Genomic DNA, 18,514 nt, shown 5'->3' on the forward strand with positions numbered 1-18,514 from the left:
CCCGAAAACGCGCCCAGCCGTGACCATCACGGCCATGGCAACCATCTTCCTCGACGACTTCAACGGCTCCGGCAGTGTCGACGGACACGCGCCTGCCATTGGCGCAGGCGTCTGGCACCACCAGGATGGATACCCACCGGCGGCCACGAGCCTTGCAGGGGGTCAGGTGCAGCTCGGGGCCGGATTCAACCTGGTCTACGTGGACTTCGTCGGCTCCCAGGTTCTCACGGATGCAACGTTCGTCGCCGAGTTTGACTTCATCGGCCTGGAGGGCGTTGATGCCCGGGCTGAACTGGTGGGGCAGATGACGCTGGTCGAGAGTGACGACGTGGTGCTGGAAGTGGGCGCCGCGCTCTACTACAGCCCTGGCAGTTCCCTGTACGACCCACCGCTGTGCACGGGCTATGCATACGGGCCCGGCAGCGGAGGCTCTGCCGGAATCCGACCGGCGATCCCTTCGCCGGGCGTGCAGAGACAGGTGCGACTCACGGCCAGCAACGGATCTCAGTCGTTGGAGCTCGACGGCATCCCCGTCTACTCTGGATCCGCCTCCCTGCCGCTCTCCCCGAAGCTCAGGCTGACCTTCAAGCTGCTTGGCGCCTGGGCATTGAGCCGGGTGACCGTGCAGGGCCAGGCTGCGCCGCTGGCGTGGACCCGACTGGTGGAGGCGCAGGAGCGATGACCGATCCAGTCCGCATCGGGCCCTTCCCCGGAGGCGCCGACAACCGCCGCAGCGACGAGGAGCTGTGGAGCGAGCGGGGTGGTGCGCTGCTGCGCTCCGCTTCGAACGTCGACGTGACCGACGAAGGTCGGCTGCGCCGGCGCAAGGGCTTTGCTCTGGCCGCGGGCGAATCGGTGCCGCAGGATTTCCCGGTCGCACTGCCGATTGTCCGCACGCACTCCACCTCGGGCCAAGAGATCCTGTCCAACGACGATCTGCGCGACCTCATGAACCCGCAGCCGCGGGCATTGAGCTGCAAGCACTTCGGGCGGTATGTGGCGGCATTCGGGGACACGCTTTTCTTCAGCGATCCCTACCTCGACGGCGACGAATTCGGCCGCGGCGCGCGCACCACGGCGGACCGCAACTTCCTGCCCTTTCGCGGGCAGATCACTGCAGTGTTCTCCACCGACGATGGCCTCTACGTTGGCTCCGATGCTACGTACTTCATAGCGGGCGACGTGCAGGGATCGGCACCGCTGCAGGTGCACCCCGCACAGATCATTCAGGGCAGCGTCACCGCCATCCCGAAGGAAAAGCGCTTCGCATGGATCTCCAGCCAGGGCCCTGTGACAGGGAGCGCAGGAGGGCAGGTAGAGGCCCTGGCCGCCGACCACCTGGAGACGGGATTCCTGCCGCCCACGCTGACCGGCGCGTCGCTCTACCGAGTGGCCGGCGGCGTCCGGCAGCTTGTCATGACCCTGCACGGCGCGCCGGATGCCAGCGCTGCGGTGTCATCCGATTTCATGGACGCGGAGGTCATCCGCAACGAGGTGAATTATGGACATGGACATTGAACGCATCGCGGTTGTCTACCGGCTCCGCCATTTCAAGGGTGGCGAGCTCGTGCAGGTGGAAACGGCGACCAACCTGGTCCCGGCCGAAGGCGTCTCGCTAATCTCGGACGCGCTCTTCTTCGGCGCGGCCATCCCTGCCCAGTGGTACCTGGGCCTGTACAAGACCAACTACACACCCACCCCGACGGTCAGCGCAGCGACCATCAACGCGCTGGCGGTGGAGTCCCTGGCCTACAGCCAGGGCACGCGCCCGGCATTCGTGCCGCAGAACGCCGGCGTGGGAGTGGTGAACAACGCGGCCTCGGTGGCGCAGTTCAACTTCTCGGCCACCGAAACCATCTACGGGGGCTTCCTGTCCTCGTCCCCCACCAAGGGTGCGCCCGCGGGCGTCCTGCTCTCGGTCGTCAAGTTCCCCACCGTCAAGAACGTCGATGCCACTTCGCGCCTGGAAGTGACCGGCGGCCTGACTCTCGTGTCTGCCTGAAAGGACCATCATGACCCTCAAACTCTCGACTGGTCTGCGCGACAAGCTGCTGGCACAGTCTTCCCTGAAAGCCCTGCTGGAAGCCGGCGACGGTGGCTGCATCCGCATCTTCACGGGCCCGGTGCCAAACACCGCGGATGCGGCCGAAACGGGCACATTGCTGTGCGTGATCACCAAGGGCTCTGCGGCAAGTGGAACCCCTGGAAGCACTCTCACCTTCGAGGCCACGGCTGCCGGTGGCGTGCTCGCGAAGGACGTCGATGTCTGGTCCGGCGTCAATGTGGCAACGGGTCAGGCGGCCTACTACCGGCACGTAGCCACGGGCGACACCGGGGCGGCCTCTACCACCGAGGTGCGCATGCAGGGCGCCGTGGCCGTGCTCGGCGCGGAGCTCAATTTGAGCTCTGTCGCTCTTGTGAATGGCGCCACGCAGACGATCAACTCTTACGTCGTCGCAGCGCCGACGCTGTAGCCATGGCGGGGTTCACGCGCCGCGAAGGCGCCGATGACACCCGCGACGTGGTCAGTCAGGCCGGCGTCGGCCTGGACCACATGACACAGGCCCGCCCAGTCCTGGGCGGCAGTCTCACCACCGACAAGGCCGGCAACGGGATCGATGGGCACTGGACCCGGGTGACCGTTACCCCTGACCCGACCGACCCAGGCGAAACGCTGCTCGCGGCGGCCTTCGGAGACCCCTCATTCGCGGATCGGGGCGTAGAGACCGCCCCCTTCGTCGTTGAGCGCTCGCGGAACTTGGGCGCGGCCTTCCAGAAGACCAAGGTGGCCGCCAGCATCTGGCCCCGGGGTGGCACCCCACCATCAGGGCCCTGCGTGACCTACCCGCTGGACGTTGCCGTCGGCGACGGGCAGCTCGCGATCAGCATCACCATCGACGGCGGCACGCCCCAGGCCATCAATCCCAAGCCCGACGCGCCAGGGCTGTACGTGTCATCGCTGAGCACCAACGTCTACTCGGTCGACCTGGAGCGCCAGTCGCTGCGCCTGCGGCATGCCTTTCCTGCCCCACGCTACGTGATCAACCACGACGAGACGCCCAGCAACCAGCCCTTCGTGCTGCCGTTCGCGCTCCACGGACAGCCGGGCCGGGAGACCTGGGGTATCGGCTTCGTGGGCGCGAATTACGCCCGTCCCACGGGCTCGGGCAACTATTCCGCGGTGTTCTCCGATCCCCCGAAAATCGCGCTCTTCTCGGGCAACCGGGCGCCGGTGGTGCGCACGCTGCCCAGCACCGGCAACACCACGCTCGCTGACATTCCGTCTGCGGTCGGCCCCGGCGGCGCGGCCGTGATCGCCGACCACAATGATGCCTACCTCGCGCCTCTGGTGGTGGCTGCCTCCAAGAAGAGCATGGTCGCGGTGGTGGTGCGGGGCCGGGGCAACCTGGACCCCGGCTCAAGGGACAGCAGCGGCACCCGGTTCGGGTATCTTGCGCTGCCCTCGCCCAGGATCTACTGGACCGAGGACGAGGGCGTGACCTGGCTCGAGCGGCCCGGTGCCGGCTGGGACATGACCCTCTACCAGCCATGGCAGCTCACGAGCGGGGGATTCACCATCGGGCAGAACCCCACGCTGACAAACCCCCAGGCGCTGCGAGCCGGGCTGCTGGGCGTGCCCTGGACGCCGGATTCTGCGCTGCTCGCGGGGTTCTTCATGGACGCGTCCAACGCGGCCCAGGGCGGCGCCTGGCGCATCTTCCGCGCGGGCAAGGATCTCACCATGCAGGTGGCGGAGGTCGATGCGCCGGGGTACCAGATCGACCTGCGCAGCGCCTGCCGCCCCCGCGGCGGGGCCGTGATCAGCTACTACGCGCGCGCCCACCTCGACACCGCGCTCAACAACACCACGACCGGCGTGGTGGGCCCAGGGCAGCCGCCGAAATACCTCACCGGCGAGTTCGCCTACCTCTACGCCCGCCTGTCTCTCGACGGTACGGTGCTGATCGATGACTCGGCAGGCTACCTGGAGCACGCGGGCGTCATCGTGGTGCTTGAGGACGGCACCGTCCTGCGGCGGCCATTCCCGTGGAGCCGGCTGCGCAGCGGAGCGTCGCCATCCGTGTTCTGCCTGGACAACGAGGGCCGCGCGATCGGGACCGCGGTCTACGAACCGGCCACAGCCGGCCAGGAGGGAGGGTGGTACATCTATCGGTCGACCGATCTCGGGCAGACCTGGCGCCGCGCGGCCGTCCTCACCCGAAAGTGCCCTGCGCCGCGCATGGCCTATGACGGCGACACGGGGCCGAGCTATCCACCGGAGCGCGCGGTGATCGCTGGCAAGCAGTACCGGCCCGACCAAGGCGACGAACTGGCCTACGTGAGCCCGAGCGTGGTCACCCCGTTGAGGTTTGAAGGCGCGGCGGCCCGCGCATACCCTGGCGCACCGTGGTTGTACCGATGAAAGCGCCCGATGTCTGGAACCCTGACGAAAAAGCTCATTGAGCGCACGACGGTCACGCCCGGCGCCCCAGGCACGCCCGGCAGCCCTGGCCAGCCCTACATCCCGCCCAGCGACTATGTGACCACTGCGGTCGTGTGCAACTGGGTGTTCCTCGGCACTGGGCAGTACTCGGACGATCGGACCCGCAACGAGATCGGCCGCACTGTACGGATCTGCCGGGAGGTCCAGGTGATCAACCGCTCGCCCGGCCAGCCGTACATCGCACCCACGCCCGGCACGCCGAGCACACCCAGTACTTCACGCACCGAACTGAACCTCGGGTGGACGGGCGGCGCCCACACGGTGGACGTGCTCACCGAGGATGGTGCATTCGCGTTCTCGGTGCCGCAGGCATCTGGCGCAGTGGTGGGGCTGGCGGCGAACGACTCCACGACGTCACCGGCAGAGGCGTCGCACGCACTGCAGTTCGGCTCCGGGCGGTACCGGGTGACCGAGGGCGGCGTGTACCAGGGCGTCAGCGGCGTGCACGTGCCCGGCACCACGTACCGGATCAGCAGGTCGGCGGGCGTGGTGAAGATCTCTGCCGCTGGGGATGTGGTCTACACGAGCTCCACACCCAGCTCGGGGCCCGTCTCTCTGGATGCGGCGCTGTACGCCGCGGGCGATACCGTGGTCTACCTGGGCATGACGCAGAGCGCCGAAGGCCATGGCGCCGCCACGATGGAGCCGATCCAGGCCGCCGGCGGCGATCCATATGCGAAGGGCACGGCCAGCCTGGGCGTGTTCAAGGCGTCGGGCGAAGGCTACGACATCTGGCGGGTGAACTCCTCGATTGGCCGCTTCCTGTCCCGGGGCGGCGACTACGCCTATGGCGCAGGTGAGGGCGCTCTGGGCCTTTTCTCGGTGGCCGGCGAGGCGGGCTTCCCCGAACCGGACTTCGGGATCGGCACGGCGCGGCTGGCCCTGTTCCTGTCGGGCGGCCAGGGGCTCACCGGTGGCGTGGGTGGAGGTGGCGCGACGATGCAGCCGTTGCTGGCGCTGGGCGCGGACGCGCCTTATGGCGCCTCGGGCTCAGCATCGAACATCGGTGCCGAATGGTTCGCGTTCGGCCAGGGCGGGCCGCTGGAGGACAAGGCGGAGATGCTCTCGCTGCTGGTGTGCGCCGATGGGCTGGCGCCGTTCACCTACCTCGCCGTCTCCTTCACCAGCAGCGCAGCGGTCATCGGGAGCCTTGGCGTGCAGACGGTGCTCTCCGCCACCATGGACTCGGGCGTGCTTGCCAGCTTCTCGGCCGGGCTGAGTAGCGTCCTGGCTGCCCGCTTCGACAGCGAGATGGCGTTGAGCTCCCAAGCCGGCAATACCAAGTTCACCGGCAGCCGCCGCGCCGAGGACTCGAAGACCTGGGTCTTCAACTACGGCACGGGCGCAACGTCGGAGTACTCGGGCTTCGACTTCGACCAGATGTACGAGCGCGAGGGCCGCTACTACGGCACCCGCGGCACGGCCGTCTACCTGCTCGCCGGTGAGTCCGATGCCGGGGCGCCGATCGATGCGTTCGTCTCCTTCGGCAAACAGACGTTCGGCACATCGGCCCTCAAACACCTGCCCACGTTCTACGCGGGCTTGGCCTCCACCGGCGAGCTGCTGCTGCGCGTGAGCACGGGCAAGGAGACCTTCACCTACCGGCCGCGCCGCGTGGACGCCCACACCAGGACGCAGCGGTTTGACCTCGGCCGGGGCCTGCGGGCCTCCTACTACGAGTTCGAGCTTTTCAACCAGGCCGGGGCCGACTTCGACCTCGACTCGGTGGAGTTCGTCGTGCTGCCCACCACCCGGAGGATCTGATGGCCGACTTTCCCGTCTTCGAGCAGGACCGGCTGACGCTTGGCAACGTCGTCAACAAGCTGGAGCAGGCGCCCCACACGCGGCAGGCCGCCCTGGATGTGATCATCGCCGCGGCCAAGCCCTACATCGACCGTGACCTCAGCGTCCAGTCTTCGACCTTCAGGGACTCGCAAGACTCCGGGTTCGCCTCGGGCTGGACATCGTTGCACGCCAGCATGGCAACGGGGGACGCGCAGCGCTTGGCCAGGGTGGCCGGCATGGACCTCGACGGCGCCGCGGTCGCGCTCTCGGATGCCTTCTTCGGCCCGCTGGGGCTGAGCCAGGGCGAGCGCAGCGCCATGATGCAGCGGCTGGCCAACATCTTCATCGACCCCCGTGAAGCGATCAGCGTGGTCGGTGACAAGAACTTCGCGCGCGCTGCGCAGCAGGCCCTGATGGACGCCGAAGTGGCGCGCGCCAAGGGGCTGGCCCGCGCCGGCGAGTACCTGGTGCCTGTGTATGCTCGCAACACAGCGGTGGACCGGGCGGACAACCGCATCGACACGCTGGCCACGGTGGCGCTCAGCGCCATGGAGCGACGATTCCTCGAGTTCGACCGAGGCCTGCAGGACGAGCTGGTCCAGATCCGGCTGCGTGCGGCCAAGGCGCTTTATGGGGAGATGGGCGAGGCCTTCGCCACCACGATGATGTTCACCGGGCAGGTGGCCGTGCCGGCATATGCGCGGGCCCAGGGCATCCGGCCGACGCAGGAGGACTTGGCCGGCCGGTACGCCCGCATCTACCAGACGGCGTTCGAGACCCGGGCTGGGAAGGTCGTCGCCAACGGTGAGCGCAACAACACCGCCATGCGCGAAACCTACACGAGCTGGAAGCTGGACCACGACCTGAAGAACCAGGCTTTCGCGGAGGCCACGCGCGCCATCGTGGCCGCCGCCGGCGAGGTGTCCCGCCAACTGAGCGCCGCGCTCAACGCCGTCAGCGGCAGCGGCTCCATCGGCAGCTCCGGATCGCTGGCCGAGCGCTGGAAGACCATCAACATCGATGAGAACGGGGTCGCGACATGAGCACGAGTTTCGTGGAGTTTGCGCAGACGGTGCTGGCCGAGGCCACCACGCTGGAGTCCACCTTCGCGGCCCAGGCCGGCGCGCTGGCCACCCGCTACAACGTGCCGCTGACCACGCCTGCAGCGCCCCGGCTCACCGATGAGCCCATGTATCGGGGCGACCAGTTCTCGACGGTCTCCGTGGCGCCTGGCTTCGGATCGGCAGTGCCGGCGGCGCTGACCAATCGCCGGATCGACTTCGCCGCACTGGACTCTGCCGAGTACTCCGGCACCGTGCAGCGGGGGAAGACGTTCTTCGACAAGTGGTTCGGCACGCCCACCACCGACCAACTGCTCTCCGACGCGCTGGCCAAGCTGGAAGGCGGCACGGTGTCCGGGCTGATGGAGGACTACATCGACCTCAACCAGCAGGAGGCCAACGAGATCCGCCACCGGCTGATGCTGGCCCACCATCGGCAGGAGGATGAGATCCTGGCGGCCGGGGTTCGGCTGAACACGCCGCGGATGTCCGGCGCGGTGTACAACCAGATCGCCGTGCTGAAAGAGCGGACCCACGAAGCCATCCGGGACGAGCTGCGAAAGCTGGGTGGGGAGGGCCTGCAGCGAGAGTTCGCCCTCATGCTCGGGCTCATCGAGGAGCGCCTGCGGCTGAACCATGACGCCAAGCGTGCGCTCGCGCGGTGGATCAGTGCGGTGGACGATCCCCTGTACGCCGCACAGGCTTCGCACGACGACGCTGCGCTGCGTGGCGCAGCGGCCGCGGCGGAGCAGGTGCAGGCCGTGGCCGCCCAGCTTGCCAACTTCGACCAGCGGGGCCTGGCGCTGGCCAGCACTGCGCTGGGTGCCAAACGCGACCTGACCTTCGCGCCGGTGGTGTCGCAGTTGGACAAAACCAAGCTCCAGCTGGACTACCTGGTGTCCGACCTGCAGGCGCTGAGCGTGCAACTGGCGGGCTCCTACAACCGGCTCCGCGCGTCCTTCGGCGCGTCCTGGAGCAGCTCGGTCACGAAGAACATCAACCGCGAGGACGTGTAGCGGCACCCCCGATAGGGTTTGTGATGGGGCGTGGTGCGGGGGAGACTGCTGGCAATCTCCCGAAAGGACTCCCATGCACGGATTTACCCCTGCTGCGCAGCGCATGGCGCAGCTCCCCAAGCCCGGGCCCCGAGGCTTTGCCGCTGGCGGCCTGATCCGCGGGCCGGGCACCGGAACCAGCGACTCCATCCCGGCCGAGGTGCCGCAGGGCTCCTACATCCTGCCGGCCGACACCACGCAGGACCTGGGCCTCGCCCCGGGCAGCGCCGCTGAGAAGCTGAGCAGCGGCGTGCCGGTGGCCCTGAGCAACGGCGAGTGGAGCGTCACGCCAGAGCAGGTGCAGCAGATCGGCGCCAGCGTCCTGGACATCCTGCGCGGCGTCACGCACGAGCCCACCGAACAGGAAGGCGCGGCGAGCTCCGAGCCCGTCGGCTTCGCGGGACCTGCGGGCTTTGCCGACGGTGGGCTGGTGGACTCGCCCGCGGCGCGCGCGCTGGGTAGCGTCTCCCGAGTGGGCAACAGCTACAGCGGCGGCAACGTGGGCGGCGCGGTGACCATCAACGGCCAGGCGCCCGCCGGCACCTACTCGGAGAACCCGGCAGGATTCGCGCCGCGCGCGGCCGCCCCAGCAGTGCCGCAACCCCGGCCCTCGGCCGACATGACCACTCTGTCGTTCATCCCGCCGGCCCAGGCGGCACTGAGCACGCTCCCGGCCCGGCCCGGCTACGCCGACGGCGGCCTCGTCGATGACCCGCGCCGGCGCCCGAACAGCTTCGGCGATGCGGCTGCGGCCGCTGCCAGCCCGGGCGTCACGCAGGTGGGCGCCGCAGCGCCGCCCGCACCAGCACCAGCACCTGCGGCAGCGCCAGCGCCAGCGCCATCCGCCGCGCAGCGCCTGGGATCAGTGGCCGACATTCCCAGCGGCGGCATGCAGGCGCCGGCGGCGGACGGCTCGCAGAACAACCCCCTCACGAACAACGACGTGGGCCGCAACGCGCTGAACACGCTGTCGGCCCTGCCTGGAGCTGCAGGGTTCGCCGGGCGGGCTGCTGCGCCGACGGCGCGCGCTGTGGGTGGCGTTGCCCAGGCAGAACGCGCTGCGCCTGCGGCGTGGGAGGTCGTTCAGGAGGGGGGCACTCTGGCCCGAAGTGGCGGGGACGCGGCCCAGCGGCTCGCCCAACTCGGCGGCAACTCTGGCGGCGCCCTGACCCGCGCCGCCGGCATGGCCACTCCGAGCGCGGCGCAGCAGTTGGCAGCGCCTGCCGGCCAGCTGGCCCAGCGCGGCGCCAGCCAGGTCGGCGAGGCTGCGGGGTTCGCCGGCCGTGCCCGGCAGGCCACGCAATGGGCCGACGTTGTGGAGCCCGCGGCCCTCGGAGCGCCGGCCGCTTCCGGCGGTGCTGCGGCAGCGGGTGCCGGCGCGAGCGGGGTGGGGCGGGCAGCAGGCCTGGGCGCGGCGGGCGTGGGCGCCGCCGCCTTGCTTGGGGCGGACTCGCAGCCGGCTGGCGCTGCTGCTGTTCCGGCACCGGCCATTGCCGGCGCGCCACCTGCAGCAGCGCCTGCCCAACCATCGGCCGCCGCAACGCTCGCCTCGCCACCGGTGACGCAGGGATTCATCACGCGCAACGGCAACAGCTATTCCGGCCCGGCCGGCATCTCGGGTGACGTCGACATCCGCAACGCCGACGGCACCTCGCGTTCGGCCCCAGCGGGCTTCGCGCCCGGCGGTGCGGCGGCTCAGCTCGCCACCTTGCCCGGCGGCGGCGTGCCCACGCCCGGCGCCATGGCCGCGGCTGACAACCTCGCGGCACGGTCCGCAACCGAATCGCTCGCCCGCCTCGGCCTACCCGGCGCGCCAGCAGGGTTCTCCGGATCGATCGGGCAACCTGTGAGCAACGGCAATATGTGGGCTCGCACGCCCGAGCAACAGCGCCAGGACGCTGCCACGCAGGCCACCTCCATCCAGCGCGGCACCGCAGCGCGCGGGCAGGCCGCCGTGGACAACTTCCGCGCGCAGGACATGATGGGCATTCGGAACGAGGGTGCTCTGGATGTGGCACGCTTGCAGGACGGCGGCGCCACGGCGCGCGCCGGCATTCAGGAGCGCGGGGCGAACACTCGGGCGGCCATCGAGGCGCAGGGCCGGGTGGCGGCAGCGTCGCAGGGGCGGGCGGTTCAACAGGCCCCGGCAGGTTACCGGTGGACCGCAGGCGGATCGCTCGAGGCGATCCAGGGCGGCCCAGCCGATCCCAACGTCCGCGGCGCGCGCGCACCGCTGAACGACGTGCAGTCGAAGGCGCTGCAGTTCGGCACCCGGATGCAGACTGCTGGCCAAGTGCTTGATGGCCTCGCCGCCCAGGGCGTGGACCGACCGGGCGACCTCAAGCGGGTGGCGGATTCCGTTGGCTTGGGCGCGGCCGCCAACTGGACGCAGAGCCCGCAGCAGCAGCAGGTCGAGCAGGCCCAGCGCGACTTCATCAACGCAGTGCTGCGGCGCGAGTCCGGCGCTGCCATTGCCGACAGCGAGTTCGCGAACGCACGGCAGCAGTACTTCCCCCAGGTGGGAGACACGCCCGAGGTGGTGGCGCAGAAGCGCCGCAACCGAGAGATCGCGACGAACGGAATCCTGGCCGAGGTGCCCGATGCAGAGAAGCGGGTGAACCAGGTGCTGAGTGGCACGCCGATCACCCCGAATTCCGGCGCCGCACCCGCGCCGCGGCCGGCCACCGCCGCGCCCGCCGCCGGCGGCTCCGTGCAGGTCTCGGACGCGGCCAGCTATCAGGCGCTGCCATCGGGCGCGCTGTACACCACGCCAAGCGGCGAAGTGCGGAGGAAGAAGTAATGGCCAACCCATGGGACAACGACGAGATCGTGACGCCCGCGCCAGCGCCGGCCGCGCCCGCGCAAAGCATCGCGCGGCCACCAGCAGCCGCAGCAGCGCCAGCGCCAGCTGCCGCCAACCCTTGGGATGCGGATGAGATCGTGACGCCGGCACCGGCGAAAGCACCGGCCCAACCCCAACGCACGCTTGGCGAGCAGGTCGGCCGCCAAGTCGGCCTCACGGCGCGCCACGCGATCAACGGCGTTGCTGCGCTGCCGGCCATGGCCGCCGATGCCGTCACCGGCGTGGCCAACACGGTGCTCAACAAGACGAGAGGGCAGGGCAACGGCTTCCGTTTCCAAAAGTCCGCCCAGGCGCTGGATGACACGTTGACCAACCTGGGGCTGCCCACCCCCGAGACGGCGCAGGAGCGCGTGGTGGGCGATGCGACCTCCGCCCTGGCCGGTGCCGGCGGCGTGATCAAGGCCGGGCAGGCGCTGGCCAGCGGCGCAGCAGCGAACACGACCGCGCGGGCAGTGGGCGATGCATTGGCAAAAGGCCCAGGCGTTCAATTGACCAGTGCGGCGACGAGCGGCGGGGCTTCCGGGGCAACGCGAGAGGCTGGCGGCGGGGCTGCTACTCAGTTGGCCGCTGGCGTGCTCGGCGCCGTGCTGCCGGGCGCGGCCGCTGCACGCCGAGTGGTCACTGATGCAGGGCGGCAGACGCGCTCGGCGGCATCGAACGCTGCTGCTGAAGGCTACGTGATTCCGCCAGCAGACCTCAGCCCGAACCTGTTGACCGAAGCGCTATCCGGCTTCAGCGGCAAGATTAAAACCGCCCAAGTAGCCAGCGCCAGAAACCAGACCGTTTCGAACAGCCTTGCACGGCGCGCGCTTGGCATAGGTGACGACGTGGACCTCAACGTCGACACCCTCGAAGGAATTCGCCGTACTGCGGCGCAGGCGTACGCGCCCGTGGCCAGCTCGGGGACGGTCATCCCCGGAAAATCGTACGGTGCCGCCCTCGATCGCGCGCTGAGCCCTTTCACCAGCCAGGGCAGTTCCTTCCCCGGCGCCAGGGTGCCAAAGGTCGTGGACGATATCAACGCGCTTCGGACGGGCCAGTTCGACGCCGGCGACGCCTTGAACATGATCCGCACCATGCGCGAGTCGGCGGACATCTCCTACCGAGCTGGCGAAGCACTCGCCGGCAAGGCTTACAAGCAGGCCGCCGGGGCTCTCGAAGATGCGATCGAGGGCCACCTGAAAGGGCTGGGACAGCCGGGTGGTGACCTGCTGAAAAGCTTTCGAGATGCCCGTCAGACCATAGCCAAAACCTACAGCGTCCAGGGAGCACTCAACAGCGAAACCGGGGCCGTGAACGCTATCAAGCTCGCCGCAGACCTCGCGAAAGGTCGGCCTCTATCGGGGGATTTGCGCACGATCGCTGAGACGGGGCGGGCCTTCCCCAAGGCGACCCAAGCATTGAAAGAGGCCCCCAAGGCCACCAGCCCGCTGGATTGGTTTGGGGGTACAGCAGCAGCTGCAGGGACAGGAAACGTGTTGCCGCTGGCCGCTGTGGTGGCTCGACCGGCAGTCAGGGCCGGGCTCCTCTCATCGCCCATGCAGCGATTGGCCATCCGCACCGCTGGCACCGAGGTCCAGAGGTTGCCTGAAGGGGCAGCAGGAATCGCGGCGGGCGTTGCGGGGAGGGCAGGGGAGCAAGACCAGCAGCCCCAGTATCGGAATCGACTGCAGGCGGGCGCTGCGGCGAGGGCGTCAGGGGGTGTGGTCGTTCCAGTGCCGGGAGGCTTTGACGTTCAGCCCCGGTAGCTCGAAAAACAGCCGCTGTTCCTGGCCCACGGTTGGCCTGCTAGAGTCTCTGCAGGAGGTGCGAAATGAACATTCGGAGAGGGCTGCAGCGCTTGAGCGCGACGATTTGGACGGGGCTCGCCATCATTGGCCTGATGATGACTTTGGCCGTTGCTTCAGATCCGTTTCGCGCCGGGGACATGTCCAAAGCCATTGAGGTGACCTTGATTGGTGTTGTGGTCTCTCTGGGGCTGGGTTATGGGGGGCACAAGCTCGTGTGCTGGATCATCCAGGGATTTACCTCGGACAGGAGCCTGTGAGCAGCCCTTGAGCGACCCGCAGCAGGCTACTTGCGGTCGTGCCAGAGGAACACGGCTATAACAAACGCCACAACCGCCACTATCGGACCAGCGACGGCAGCCACGCCGAAAAATGCGAATCCAGCCGCTGCGACTGCTACCGCCACGAGAGCCCAAATGGCGAAGTCCGTGACCCACCCGCGCTTCGTCGCTTCCCAGTTTTCGGCGCCGCGGAGGAGTTGCTCCGACTCTTGCAGATCGCGGGGTGGTTCGTAGGCCATTGGCGGAATGTATCAGGGCGAAGAAAATAGGACCAGATCAGCAGCGCATCTCTCCGAAGACAGCAGTGCATTTCTTGCCATCGGTGGATGTAAAACCACTTCCAGATGGATCCTGGCTGTACCGGTTGCCGTTCCAATCATCACAAACGGACCCCGTGCAGCGATGAATTCGATTGTTCGTCGGGAATGACTCAGGAACTTGAGGAGACTCTGCCTCTTCCACCCTTTGCCGCTTAGATGGTACGCGTGCATGGTAGGGAACAAGGTTTGAGTTCGTGACGGCATTTCGCTCGGCCAGCCGCTGGGCGTAGCCCTTGTGTTTGCTTGCGGCGGTATCTGGTGCACTCTGCGACGCCGACACCTGAGCCTTGGCCGCGGCTTCTTGCGCGGCTTCGGAGCGCTGCTTCGCCCGTTTTCGATTCTCAGCCTCCCAGGCCTGCGAGCGTTCATCTTGAATCTCTTCGAACGTTCGTTGCCTCTGCAGCTGTTGACCTGCGGTGCCCGCGGGGCATGGGCTGTCGGAGTAAACAACCTGTCCCGATGCAGACTTGCACTTGAACACCTGTGCCTGCACTGGTGGCCAAGAGAGCACGAGCGCAATCGCGCATCCCAATTTGTAGATGTTCATCTTCCTCTCCTTGCAGCAACTCTAGCACCCCCTGCTAGGGTTCGACCTGCTGCTCGGAGGCCGGCAAAGTGCCGGTCATGACCACCCCGGCCAAGCTCAAGCTCACCATCTACCAGGGCGCCACGTTCCGCCAGCGCCTGCAGTGGCTGCAGCCGGACCGCACGCCGATTGACCTCAGTGGATGCACTGCCCGAATGCAGGTGCGCGCCGAGGTGGAGTCTCCCGCCGTACTGCTGACGCTCACCACGGAGGACGGCCGGATCGCGTTGGGCGGCACGGCCGGAACGATCGATCTGATAGTCTCGGACGAAGACACGGCGCCGCTCACCTGGGGCTGTGGGGTCTGGGATCTCGAGATCGCGCACCCCGGCGGCGATGTGACCCGTCTGGCCCAGGGCTCGATCTCCGTTTCCCCGGAGGTCACCCGTGTCTGATCTGGTTGTGGTCGAGGAAACGCAGATCCTGGCGGAGCAGGCCGACAGCTCGATCCTCGCCGAGGAGGTCAAGACCATCGAAATACTGGCCGTGGCGGATCAGGGGCCGCCGGGCCCGCGCGGGCTTCCCGGGCCGGAAGGCGGCGCCACGCTGGTGACCGTCGGCGCCGTGCCACTCAGCGGCCACAGTGCGGTGGCCTGCAACAGCGCCGGCCTGCTGGTGCCCGCCGACTGCACGAATCCATCTCACCGCGGCGCCGTGCTGGGGCTCGTGGCGGATGCCTACAGCCCTGGCGACGAGGCCGTGGTGCAGACCGCCTACGTGCTGGAACACGCCGGCTGGACCTGGGCGCCCGGCCCGGTGTTCGTCGGCACGGCCGGCCAGCCCACCCAGAACCTACCCATTGGCGCGCTGTTCAGCCAAGCGCTTGGCCAAGCCCTTTCCGCCACGCGCGTCCTCGTGGACGTGCAACCCCCCATCACCATCGCATAGGAGCCGACCATGGCCGCCAAGACTTTCATCCGCCTCATCAACGGCATCCTGACCCGCGTTTCTGGCGTGGTGGTTTCCACGGGCGCCGCCAACGATGGCGACATCCCGGCGCTGGACGCCACGGGCCGCCTGGACCCCAGCGTCATGCCGGTGGGCATCGGGGCGGACACGGCGTCGATCACCGCCAGCGAGGCGCTCGCCGCTGGCGACTACGTCAACATCTGGAACAACTCCAGCGCCTTCGCTGTGCGAAAGGCCGACGCCACGGTGGCCGGAAAGGAGGCCCACGGGTTTGTGCTCTCCGCCGTGTCGAGCGGCGCCGCGGCGACGGTGTACTTCGAGGGGACCAACACCCAGGTGACAGCCCAGACGCCGGGCCCGGTGTTCCTGCAGACCACGGCAGGGAAGGGCGCGGCTACCGTGCCGGCGGCGACGGGCAACGTCGTGCAGAACCTGGGCTACGCCACCAGCGCCACGTCGGTGAACTTCCAGTCCCAACTCCCCATCGTCCTGGCCTGATCGATGGCAGATCGCCGCGCACTGGTTCTTGTCAGCGGAGGCCCGCGAGAGCTGTCGGCCGCCGATCGCCTGCTCGGCTACCGACGATACTACGAACAGGAGGCCGCGCCGAGCGATGCCCGAGCCGTGGGCGACCTGTGGCGCAAGACCAGCGCGGACGGTACCGGCGGGGTGATGTACGAGTGGTACATCGGCACCAGCTCCTCGTGCTGGGTGGCCTGGGAGAACGCGGACGAGTCCGCTGCGCCCTACCTCACCAGCGGGGATGTGGAGATCACAGACGCCACGAAAGGCCTGATCCTGCGCTCGCCCAACGGCACGCGCTGGCGCGTCACCGTCAACAACTCGGGCGCCCTCGTCGTCGCATCGCTATGACCATCACCCGTTCCCCGTTGCAAGTGCCCACCACTGCGGACCTGCGCCTGCAGCCGGTAGATGCCGACGTTCTGGTGTTGACCGTGTGCGACACGGTGCTGGGCGATGACAAGGGCGGCCTCTACCGCTGGGACCCCACCAGTACCGCGGCGGAAGACACGGCGTTCCTCAACGTGGTGGCCTCCAGCTACACGGCCACGGGCCGCTGGCTGCGGTTCGCGCAGCGCGTGCGCCAGCTCCCGCAGGGTGTACTGACCAACCTCTGGGGCGTGAAGACCCTGATCGCGAGCGGCGTGGTCAGCAGCTCCAGCGATTGCGCGTTCAACCTGACGCTGGACAACACGGCCACGGGTGAGGCCATCTTCACGGAGGTTTGGGACAACCGCGCGTACAGCAAGGGCACGGCCTCCGCGCCGGCCGGGGCGGTCATGTCCTATCCGAAGGCGCTGACCAGCAACCTGAAGACGGTCACCCACGGGTTCTACAAGGCCAACATCGTGACCATCACCCTGAGCCTGGTGTATTCGCCCTTTATGGCAGCCGACACCGGCAGCGCGGTGGGCCTGACGATCACGGGGAAGTGACATGGCCGCGATCGACTTTCCCGCCAGCCCGACCGTGGGGCAGACCTCAAACAGCGGCCGGTTCACCTGGAACGGCATCGGATGGGTGCGCACAAAGACGCCGACCGTGATCCCGATCGCTCAAGGGGGGACAGGATCATCGACCGCAGCCGGCGCGCGCGACGCACTGGCCGTGCGGGAGAAACTCAGCGCGGCAAGGACCTACTTCGTCCGCACCGATGGCAGCGACAGCAACACCGGGCTGGCCAACACTGCTGGTGGCGCCTTCCTGACGCTTCAGAAAGCCGTGGACGTCGCGGCATCGTTTGACAACGGCGGCTTCGACGTGACGATCAGTGTCGGGGCCGGAACGTACTCTTCGGGATTCCGGCTCAGGTCGTTCCTGGGCAGCGGCAAAATTGCGGTGGTGGGCGCGGCGGGTGATCTGACCAGTACCGTGATCTCGGTGTCGGGTGGCACCTGCATCATCTCTGAGGCCACGGTGATCGGCAACTACCGGCTCCAGTGGCTAAAGCTGCAAACCACCACTTCCGGGTACGGGATCGCGCTGTACGGTGGTCTGAACTACCTCGAATTCAATAACCTGAACTTCGGCCCCTGCGCGGCTGGCCACATCACGGCGGGCAGCGGCAGCACCATCAGCGCGGCCGGCGCGTCGTACACCATTTCAGGGGGCGCACCCTCGCACGTCGAGGCCTCTGACGGTGGAATTTTCCGGAACCAGAACGGGGCGGTGACCCTCACGGGCACACCAGCCTTCGGCGCGTACGCGGCCGGCTCCCGGCTGGGCCAGGTGATCATCTTCTCGACCACGTTCACCGGGTCGGCCACGGGCCCGCGTTACACGGTCAACAACGGGGGCGGGATCTTCGTGAACGGCGCCGGAGCCACATACCTGCCTGGCAATGCCGCTGGCACCGTGAACTCACCTGGGTGGTACTCATGACGACCTACCAACTGTCCGGCGAAGGCTACGTGATCCGTGACGGCGTGACGAAGGTGCCGATCACGGAATCCGCCGCTTTCCCCAACCTGAATCCCGAGTACCTCGCGTACACGGCCTGGCTGGCAGCTGGCGGGGTGCCGCTCCCCGCGATCGCTGGCCCCGCCGTGGTTCCCGCCTCGGTGACGATGCGGCAGGCCAGGCTGGCGCTGCTCGCCGCCGGCAAGCTGCAACTGGTGGAGTCCGCGATCGCTGCGTTGCCGGCTCCACCGCAGACGGCCGCCCGCATCGAGTGGGACTACAGCAACGAGGTGCTGCGGCACAACGGGTTCGTTGCCATGATCGGGCCGTCGATCGGCCTGGACGCTGCCGCCCTGGACGCGATCTTCATCGCCGCGGAGAAGCTGTGAAACTTGCCTCGTACCGCTACACCCGCCCGGGTCTGCAGGGCCTGGCCAACCGCGCCATTCGCCTGCGTCTTCGCGGCCCACACAGCCACACGGAGCTGGTCTTCGAAGCCGGTGATGGCGTGGGTCACCTGATGCCCGACGGCACGTGCGAGCCGGACGCCCACGGCGCGCTGTGGTGTGCATCGAGTGTGGCCTCGGAAGTGCTGCCTGCTCACTCAGCGCGCCGCGCCGGCAGAAGCGGTGGCGTGCGCCTCAAGCGCGTGGTGCTGAACGGCGATCGATGGGACGTGGTGCCGGTGGCTGGGAACGCGCGGGCAGCAGCCGAGTGGTTCCTCGCCCACGAGGGGGCGCTCTACGACTGGCAGCTCATCCTGGGGTTCGTGGCGTGGGTGGTGCCGGGCAAGGCCTCGCGCTGGTCCTGCTCGGAAGCCGTGGCTGCGGCGCTGGGCTACTCCGACCCATGGAGGCTCGACCCGTGCGTCCTGCATGCGGTCACGGCCCGTGGCGCCCCCCTGTAGGGTTCGCGCGATTTCCCGCCTCCCGGAATCATCCG

The 18,514-nt window shown here is 68.3% G+C and carries 20 protein-coding genes; 19 read left to right on the top strand and 1 reads right to left on the bottom strand.

From position 1 onward, the window contains the following. Positions 1–34: 34 nt before the first annotated feature. The 11 genes from AVTE2539_RS17880 to AVTE2539_RS17930 all read left to right on the top strand — a co-directional run bounded on the left by AVTE2539_RS17880 (position 35) and on the right by AVTE2539_RS17930 (position 13,315). Positions 35–682, top strand: a complete 648-nt coding sequence (locus AVTE2539_RS17880; RefSeq protein WP_284412627.1) for a hypothetical protein — start codon at positions 35–37, stop codon at positions 680–682. Beyond that, positions 679–1,518 (top strand): hypothetical protein, encoded by an 840-nt coding sequence (locus tag AVTE2539_RS17885; RefSeq protein WP_284412629.1) that lies wholly within the window; start codon positions 679–681, stop codon positions 1,516–1,518. Before AVTE2539_RS17880 ends, AVTE2539_RS17885 begins: the two co-directional genes overlap by 4 nt. Further along, a complete protein-coding gene (locus tag AVTE2539_RS17890) occupies positions 1,502–2,002 on the top strand; it encodes a hypothetical protein (RefSeq protein ID WP_284412631.1) in 501 nt (166 codons plus the stop codon). The genes AVTE2539_RS17885 and AVTE2539_RS17890 overlap by 17 nt, the downstream gene beginning before the upstream one ends. Positions 2,003–2,012: 10 nt before the next feature. After that, complete coding sequence (locus tag AVTE2539_RS17895; RefSeq protein WP_284412633.1) at positions 2,013–2,474, top strand: hypothetical protein; 462 nt, start codon at positions 2,013–2,015, stop codon at positions 2,472–2,474. Positions 2,475–2,476: 2 nt separating this feature from the next. After that, entirely contained in the window at positions 2,477–4,423 is a 1,947-nt protein-coding gene (locus tag AVTE2539_RS17900; protein WP_284412635.1) for a hypothetical protein, read from the top strand. Positions 4,424–4,432: 9 nt separating this feature from the next. Beyond that, positions 4,433–6,268, top strand: coding sequence for a hypothetical protein (locus AVTE2539_RS17905; RefSeq protein WP_284412637.1), 1,836 nt, complete (start codon positions 4,433–4,435; stop codon positions 6,266–6,268). Next, positions 6,268–7,332, top strand: a complete 1,065-nt coding sequence (locus tag AVTE2539_RS17910) for a hypothetical protein (RefSeq protein ID WP_284412639.1) — start codon at positions 6,268–6,270, stop codon at positions 7,330–7,332. Before AVTE2539_RS17905 ends, AVTE2539_RS17910 begins: the two co-directional genes overlap by 1 nt. Then, positions 7,329–8,366 carry a hypothetical protein gene (locus AVTE2539_RS17915; RefSeq protein WP_284412641.1) on the top strand — a complete coding sequence of 346 codons (1,038 nt, stop codon included), beginning with the start codon at positions 7,329–7,331 and terminating at the stop codon, positions 8,364–8,366. Before AVTE2539_RS17910 ends, AVTE2539_RS17915 begins: the two co-directional genes overlap by 4 nt. A gap of 73 nt (positions 8,367–8,439) precedes the next feature. Then, positions 8,440–11,205 carry a hypothetical protein gene (locus AVTE2539_RS17920; RefSeq protein ID WP_284412643.1) on the top strand — a complete coding sequence of 922 codons (2,766 nt, stop codon included), beginning with the start codon at positions 8,440–8,442 and terminating at the stop codon, positions 11,203–11,205. Further along, on the top strand, positions 11,205–13,016 hold the full coding sequence (locus tag AVTE2539_RS17925) for a TrbL/VirB6 family protein (RefSeq protein WP_284412646.1): 1,812 nt from the start codon (positions 11,205–11,207) through the stop codon (positions 13,014–13,016). Before AVTE2539_RS17920 ends, AVTE2539_RS17925 begins: the two co-directional genes overlap by 1 nt. Before the next feature lie 65 nt (positions 13,017–13,081). After that, positions 13,082–13,315 (top strand): hypothetical protein, encoded by a 234-nt coding sequence (locus tag AVTE2539_RS17930; RefSeq protein ID WP_284412648.1) that lies wholly within the window; start codon positions 13,082–13,084, stop codon positions 13,313–13,315. Positions 13,316–13,612: 297 nt separating this feature from the next. On the opposite strand, the gene AVTE2539_RS17935 is transcribed toward AVTE2539_RS17930, so the two are convergent. Then, positions 13,613–14,203, bottom strand: coding sequence for a DUF4124 domain-containing protein (locus AVTE2539_RS17935; protein WP_284412650.1), 591 nt, complete (start codon positions 14,201–14,203; stop codon positions 13,613–13,615). Between the two features lie 77 nt (positions 14,204–14,280). Between AVTE2539_RS17935 and AVTE2539_RS17940 the strand changes: the two genes are divergently transcribed. Genes AVTE2539_RS17940 through AVTE2539_RS17975 form a run of 8 tightly spaced genes read left to right on the top strand, consistent with a single transcriptional unit; the run spans position 14,281 to position 18,479 of the window. Continuing rightward, positions 14,281–14,637, top strand: a complete 357-nt coding sequence (locus tag AVTE2539_RS17940; RefSeq protein WP_284412653.1) for a hypothetical protein — start codon at positions 14,281–14,283, stop codon at positions 14,635–14,637. Beyond that, positions 14,630–15,130, top strand: a complete 501-nt coding sequence (locus AVTE2539_RS17945) for a hypothetical protein (RefSeq protein WP_284412654.1) — start codon at positions 14,630–14,632, stop codon at positions 15,128–15,130. The genes AVTE2539_RS17940 and AVTE2539_RS17945 overlap by 8 nt, the downstream gene beginning before the upstream one ends. A gap of 9 nt (positions 15,131–15,139) precedes the next feature. Beyond that, the gene (locus AVTE2539_RS17950; RefSeq protein ID WP_284412656.1) at positions 15,140–15,649 is read left to right on the top strand and encodes a hypothetical protein; all 510 of its coding nucleotides are present in this window, start codon (positions 15,140–15,142) and stop codon (positions 15,647–15,649) included. A gap of 3 nt (positions 15,650–15,652) precedes the next feature. Beyond that, positions 15,653–16,024, top strand: coding sequence for a hypothetical protein (locus tag AVTE2539_RS17955; protein ID WP_284412658.1), 372 nt, complete (start codon positions 15,653–15,655; stop codon positions 16,022–16,024). Further along, positions 16,021–16,608 carry a hypothetical protein gene (locus tag AVTE2539_RS17960; protein WP_284412660.1) on the top strand — a complete coding sequence of 196 codons (588 nt, stop codon included), beginning with the start codon at positions 16,021–16,023 and terminating at the stop codon, positions 16,606–16,608. Before AVTE2539_RS17955 ends, AVTE2539_RS17960 begins: the two co-directional genes overlap by 4 nt. A 1-nt stretch (position 16,609) precedes the next feature. Beyond that, the gene (locus tag AVTE2539_RS17965) at positions 16,610–17,554 is read left to right on the top strand and encodes a hypothetical protein (protein ID WP_284412662.1); all 945 of its coding nucleotides are present in this window, start codon (positions 16,610–16,612) and stop codon (positions 17,552–17,554) included. After that, a complete protein-coding gene (locus tag AVTE2539_RS17970) occupies positions 17,551–17,961 on the top strand; it encodes a hypothetical protein (protein ID WP_284412664.1) in 411 nt (136 codons plus the stop codon). Before AVTE2539_RS17965 ends, AVTE2539_RS17970 begins: the two co-directional genes overlap by 4 nt. Then, positions 17,958–18,479, top strand: a complete 522-nt coding sequence (locus tag AVTE2539_RS17975) for a hypothetical protein (RefSeq protein WP_284412666.1) — start codon at positions 17,958–17,960, stop codon at positions 18,477–18,479. The genes AVTE2539_RS17970 and AVTE2539_RS17975 overlap by 4 nt, the downstream gene beginning before the upstream one ends. Positions 18,480–18,514 lie beyond the last annotated feature (35 nt).

The sequence above is a fragment of the Acidovorax sp. SUPP2539 genome (assembly GCF_030158975.1).
GTDB lineage: Bacteria > Pseudomonadota > Gammaproteobacteria > Burkholderiales > Burkholderiaceae_C > Paracidovorax.

Bases quoted from the DNA above. Each gene is read 5' to 3' on its own strand.
- AVTE2539_RS17965 (WP_284412662.1), top strand. From the start codon at position 16,610: ATGGCCGCGATCGACTTTCCCGCCAGCCCGACCGTGGGGCAGACCTCA.
- AVTE2539_RS17960 (WP_284412660.1), top strand. From the start codon at position 16,021: ATGACCATCACCCGTTCCCCGTTGCAAGTGCCCACCACTGCGGACCTG.
- AVTE2539_RS17890 (WP_284412631.1), top strand. From the start codon at position 1,502: ATGGACATGGACATTGAACGCATCGCGGTTGTCTACCGGCTCCGCCAT.
- AVTE2539_RS17935 (WP_284412650.1), bottom strand. From the start codon at position 14,203: ATGAACATCTACAAATTGGGATGCGCGATTGCGCTCGTGCTCTCTTGG.
- AVTE2539_RS17920 (WP_284412643.1), top strand. From the start codon at position 8,440: ATGCACGGATTTACCCCTGCTGCGCAGCGCATGGCGCAGCTCCCCAAG.
- AVTE2539_RS17930 (WP_284412648.1), top strand. From the start codon at position 13,082: ATGAACATTCGGAGAGGGCTGCAGCGCTTGAGCGCGACGATTTGGACG.
- AVTE2539_RS17940 (WP_284412653.1), top strand. From the start codon at position 14,281: ATGACCACCCCGGCCAAGCTCAAGCTCACCATCTACCAGGGCGCCACG.
- AVTE2539_RS17905 (WP_284412637.1), top strand. From the start codon at position 4,433: ATGTCTGGAACCCTGACGAAAAAGCTCATTGAGCGCACGACGGTCACG.
- AVTE2539_RS17895 (WP_284412633.1), top strand. From the start codon at position 2,013: ATGACCCTCAAACTCTCGACTGGTCTGCGCGACAAGCTGCTGGCACAG.
- AVTE2539_RS17900 (WP_284412635.1), top strand. From the start codon at position 2,477: ATGGCGGGGTTCACGCGCCGCGAAGGCGCCGATGACACCCGCGACGTG.
- AVTE2539_RS17910 (WP_284412639.1), top strand. From the start codon at position 6,268: ATGGCCGACTTTCCCGTCTTCGAGCAGGACCGGCTGACGCTTGGCAAC.
- AVTE2539_RS17925 (WP_284412646.1), top strand. From the start codon at position 11,205: ATGGCCAACCCATGGGACAACGACGAGATCGTGACGCCCGCGCCAGCG.
- AVTE2539_RS17970 (WP_284412664.1), top strand. From the start codon at position 17,551: ATGACGACCTACCAACTGTCCGGCGAAGGCTACGTGATCCGTGACGGC.
- AVTE2539_RS17885 (WP_284412629.1), top strand. From the start codon at position 679: ATGACCGATCCAGTCCGCATCGGGCCCTTCCCCGGAGGCGCCGACAAC.
- AVTE2539_RS17880 (WP_284412627.1), top strand. From the start codon at position 35: ATGGCAACCATCTTCCTCGACGACTTCAACGGCTCCGGCAGTGTCGAC.
- AVTE2539_RS17915 (WP_284412641.1), top strand. From the start codon at position 7,329: ATGAGCACGAGTTTCGTGGAGTTTGCGCAGACGGTGCTGGCCGAGGCC.
- AVTE2539_RS17955 (WP_284412658.1), top strand. From the start codon at position 15,653: ATGGCAGATCGCCGCGCACTGGTTCTTGTCAGCGGAGGCCCGCGAGAG.
- AVTE2539_RS17950 (WP_284412656.1), top strand. From the start codon at position 15,140: ATGGCCGCCAAGACTTTCATCCGCCTCATCAACGGCATCCTGACCCGC.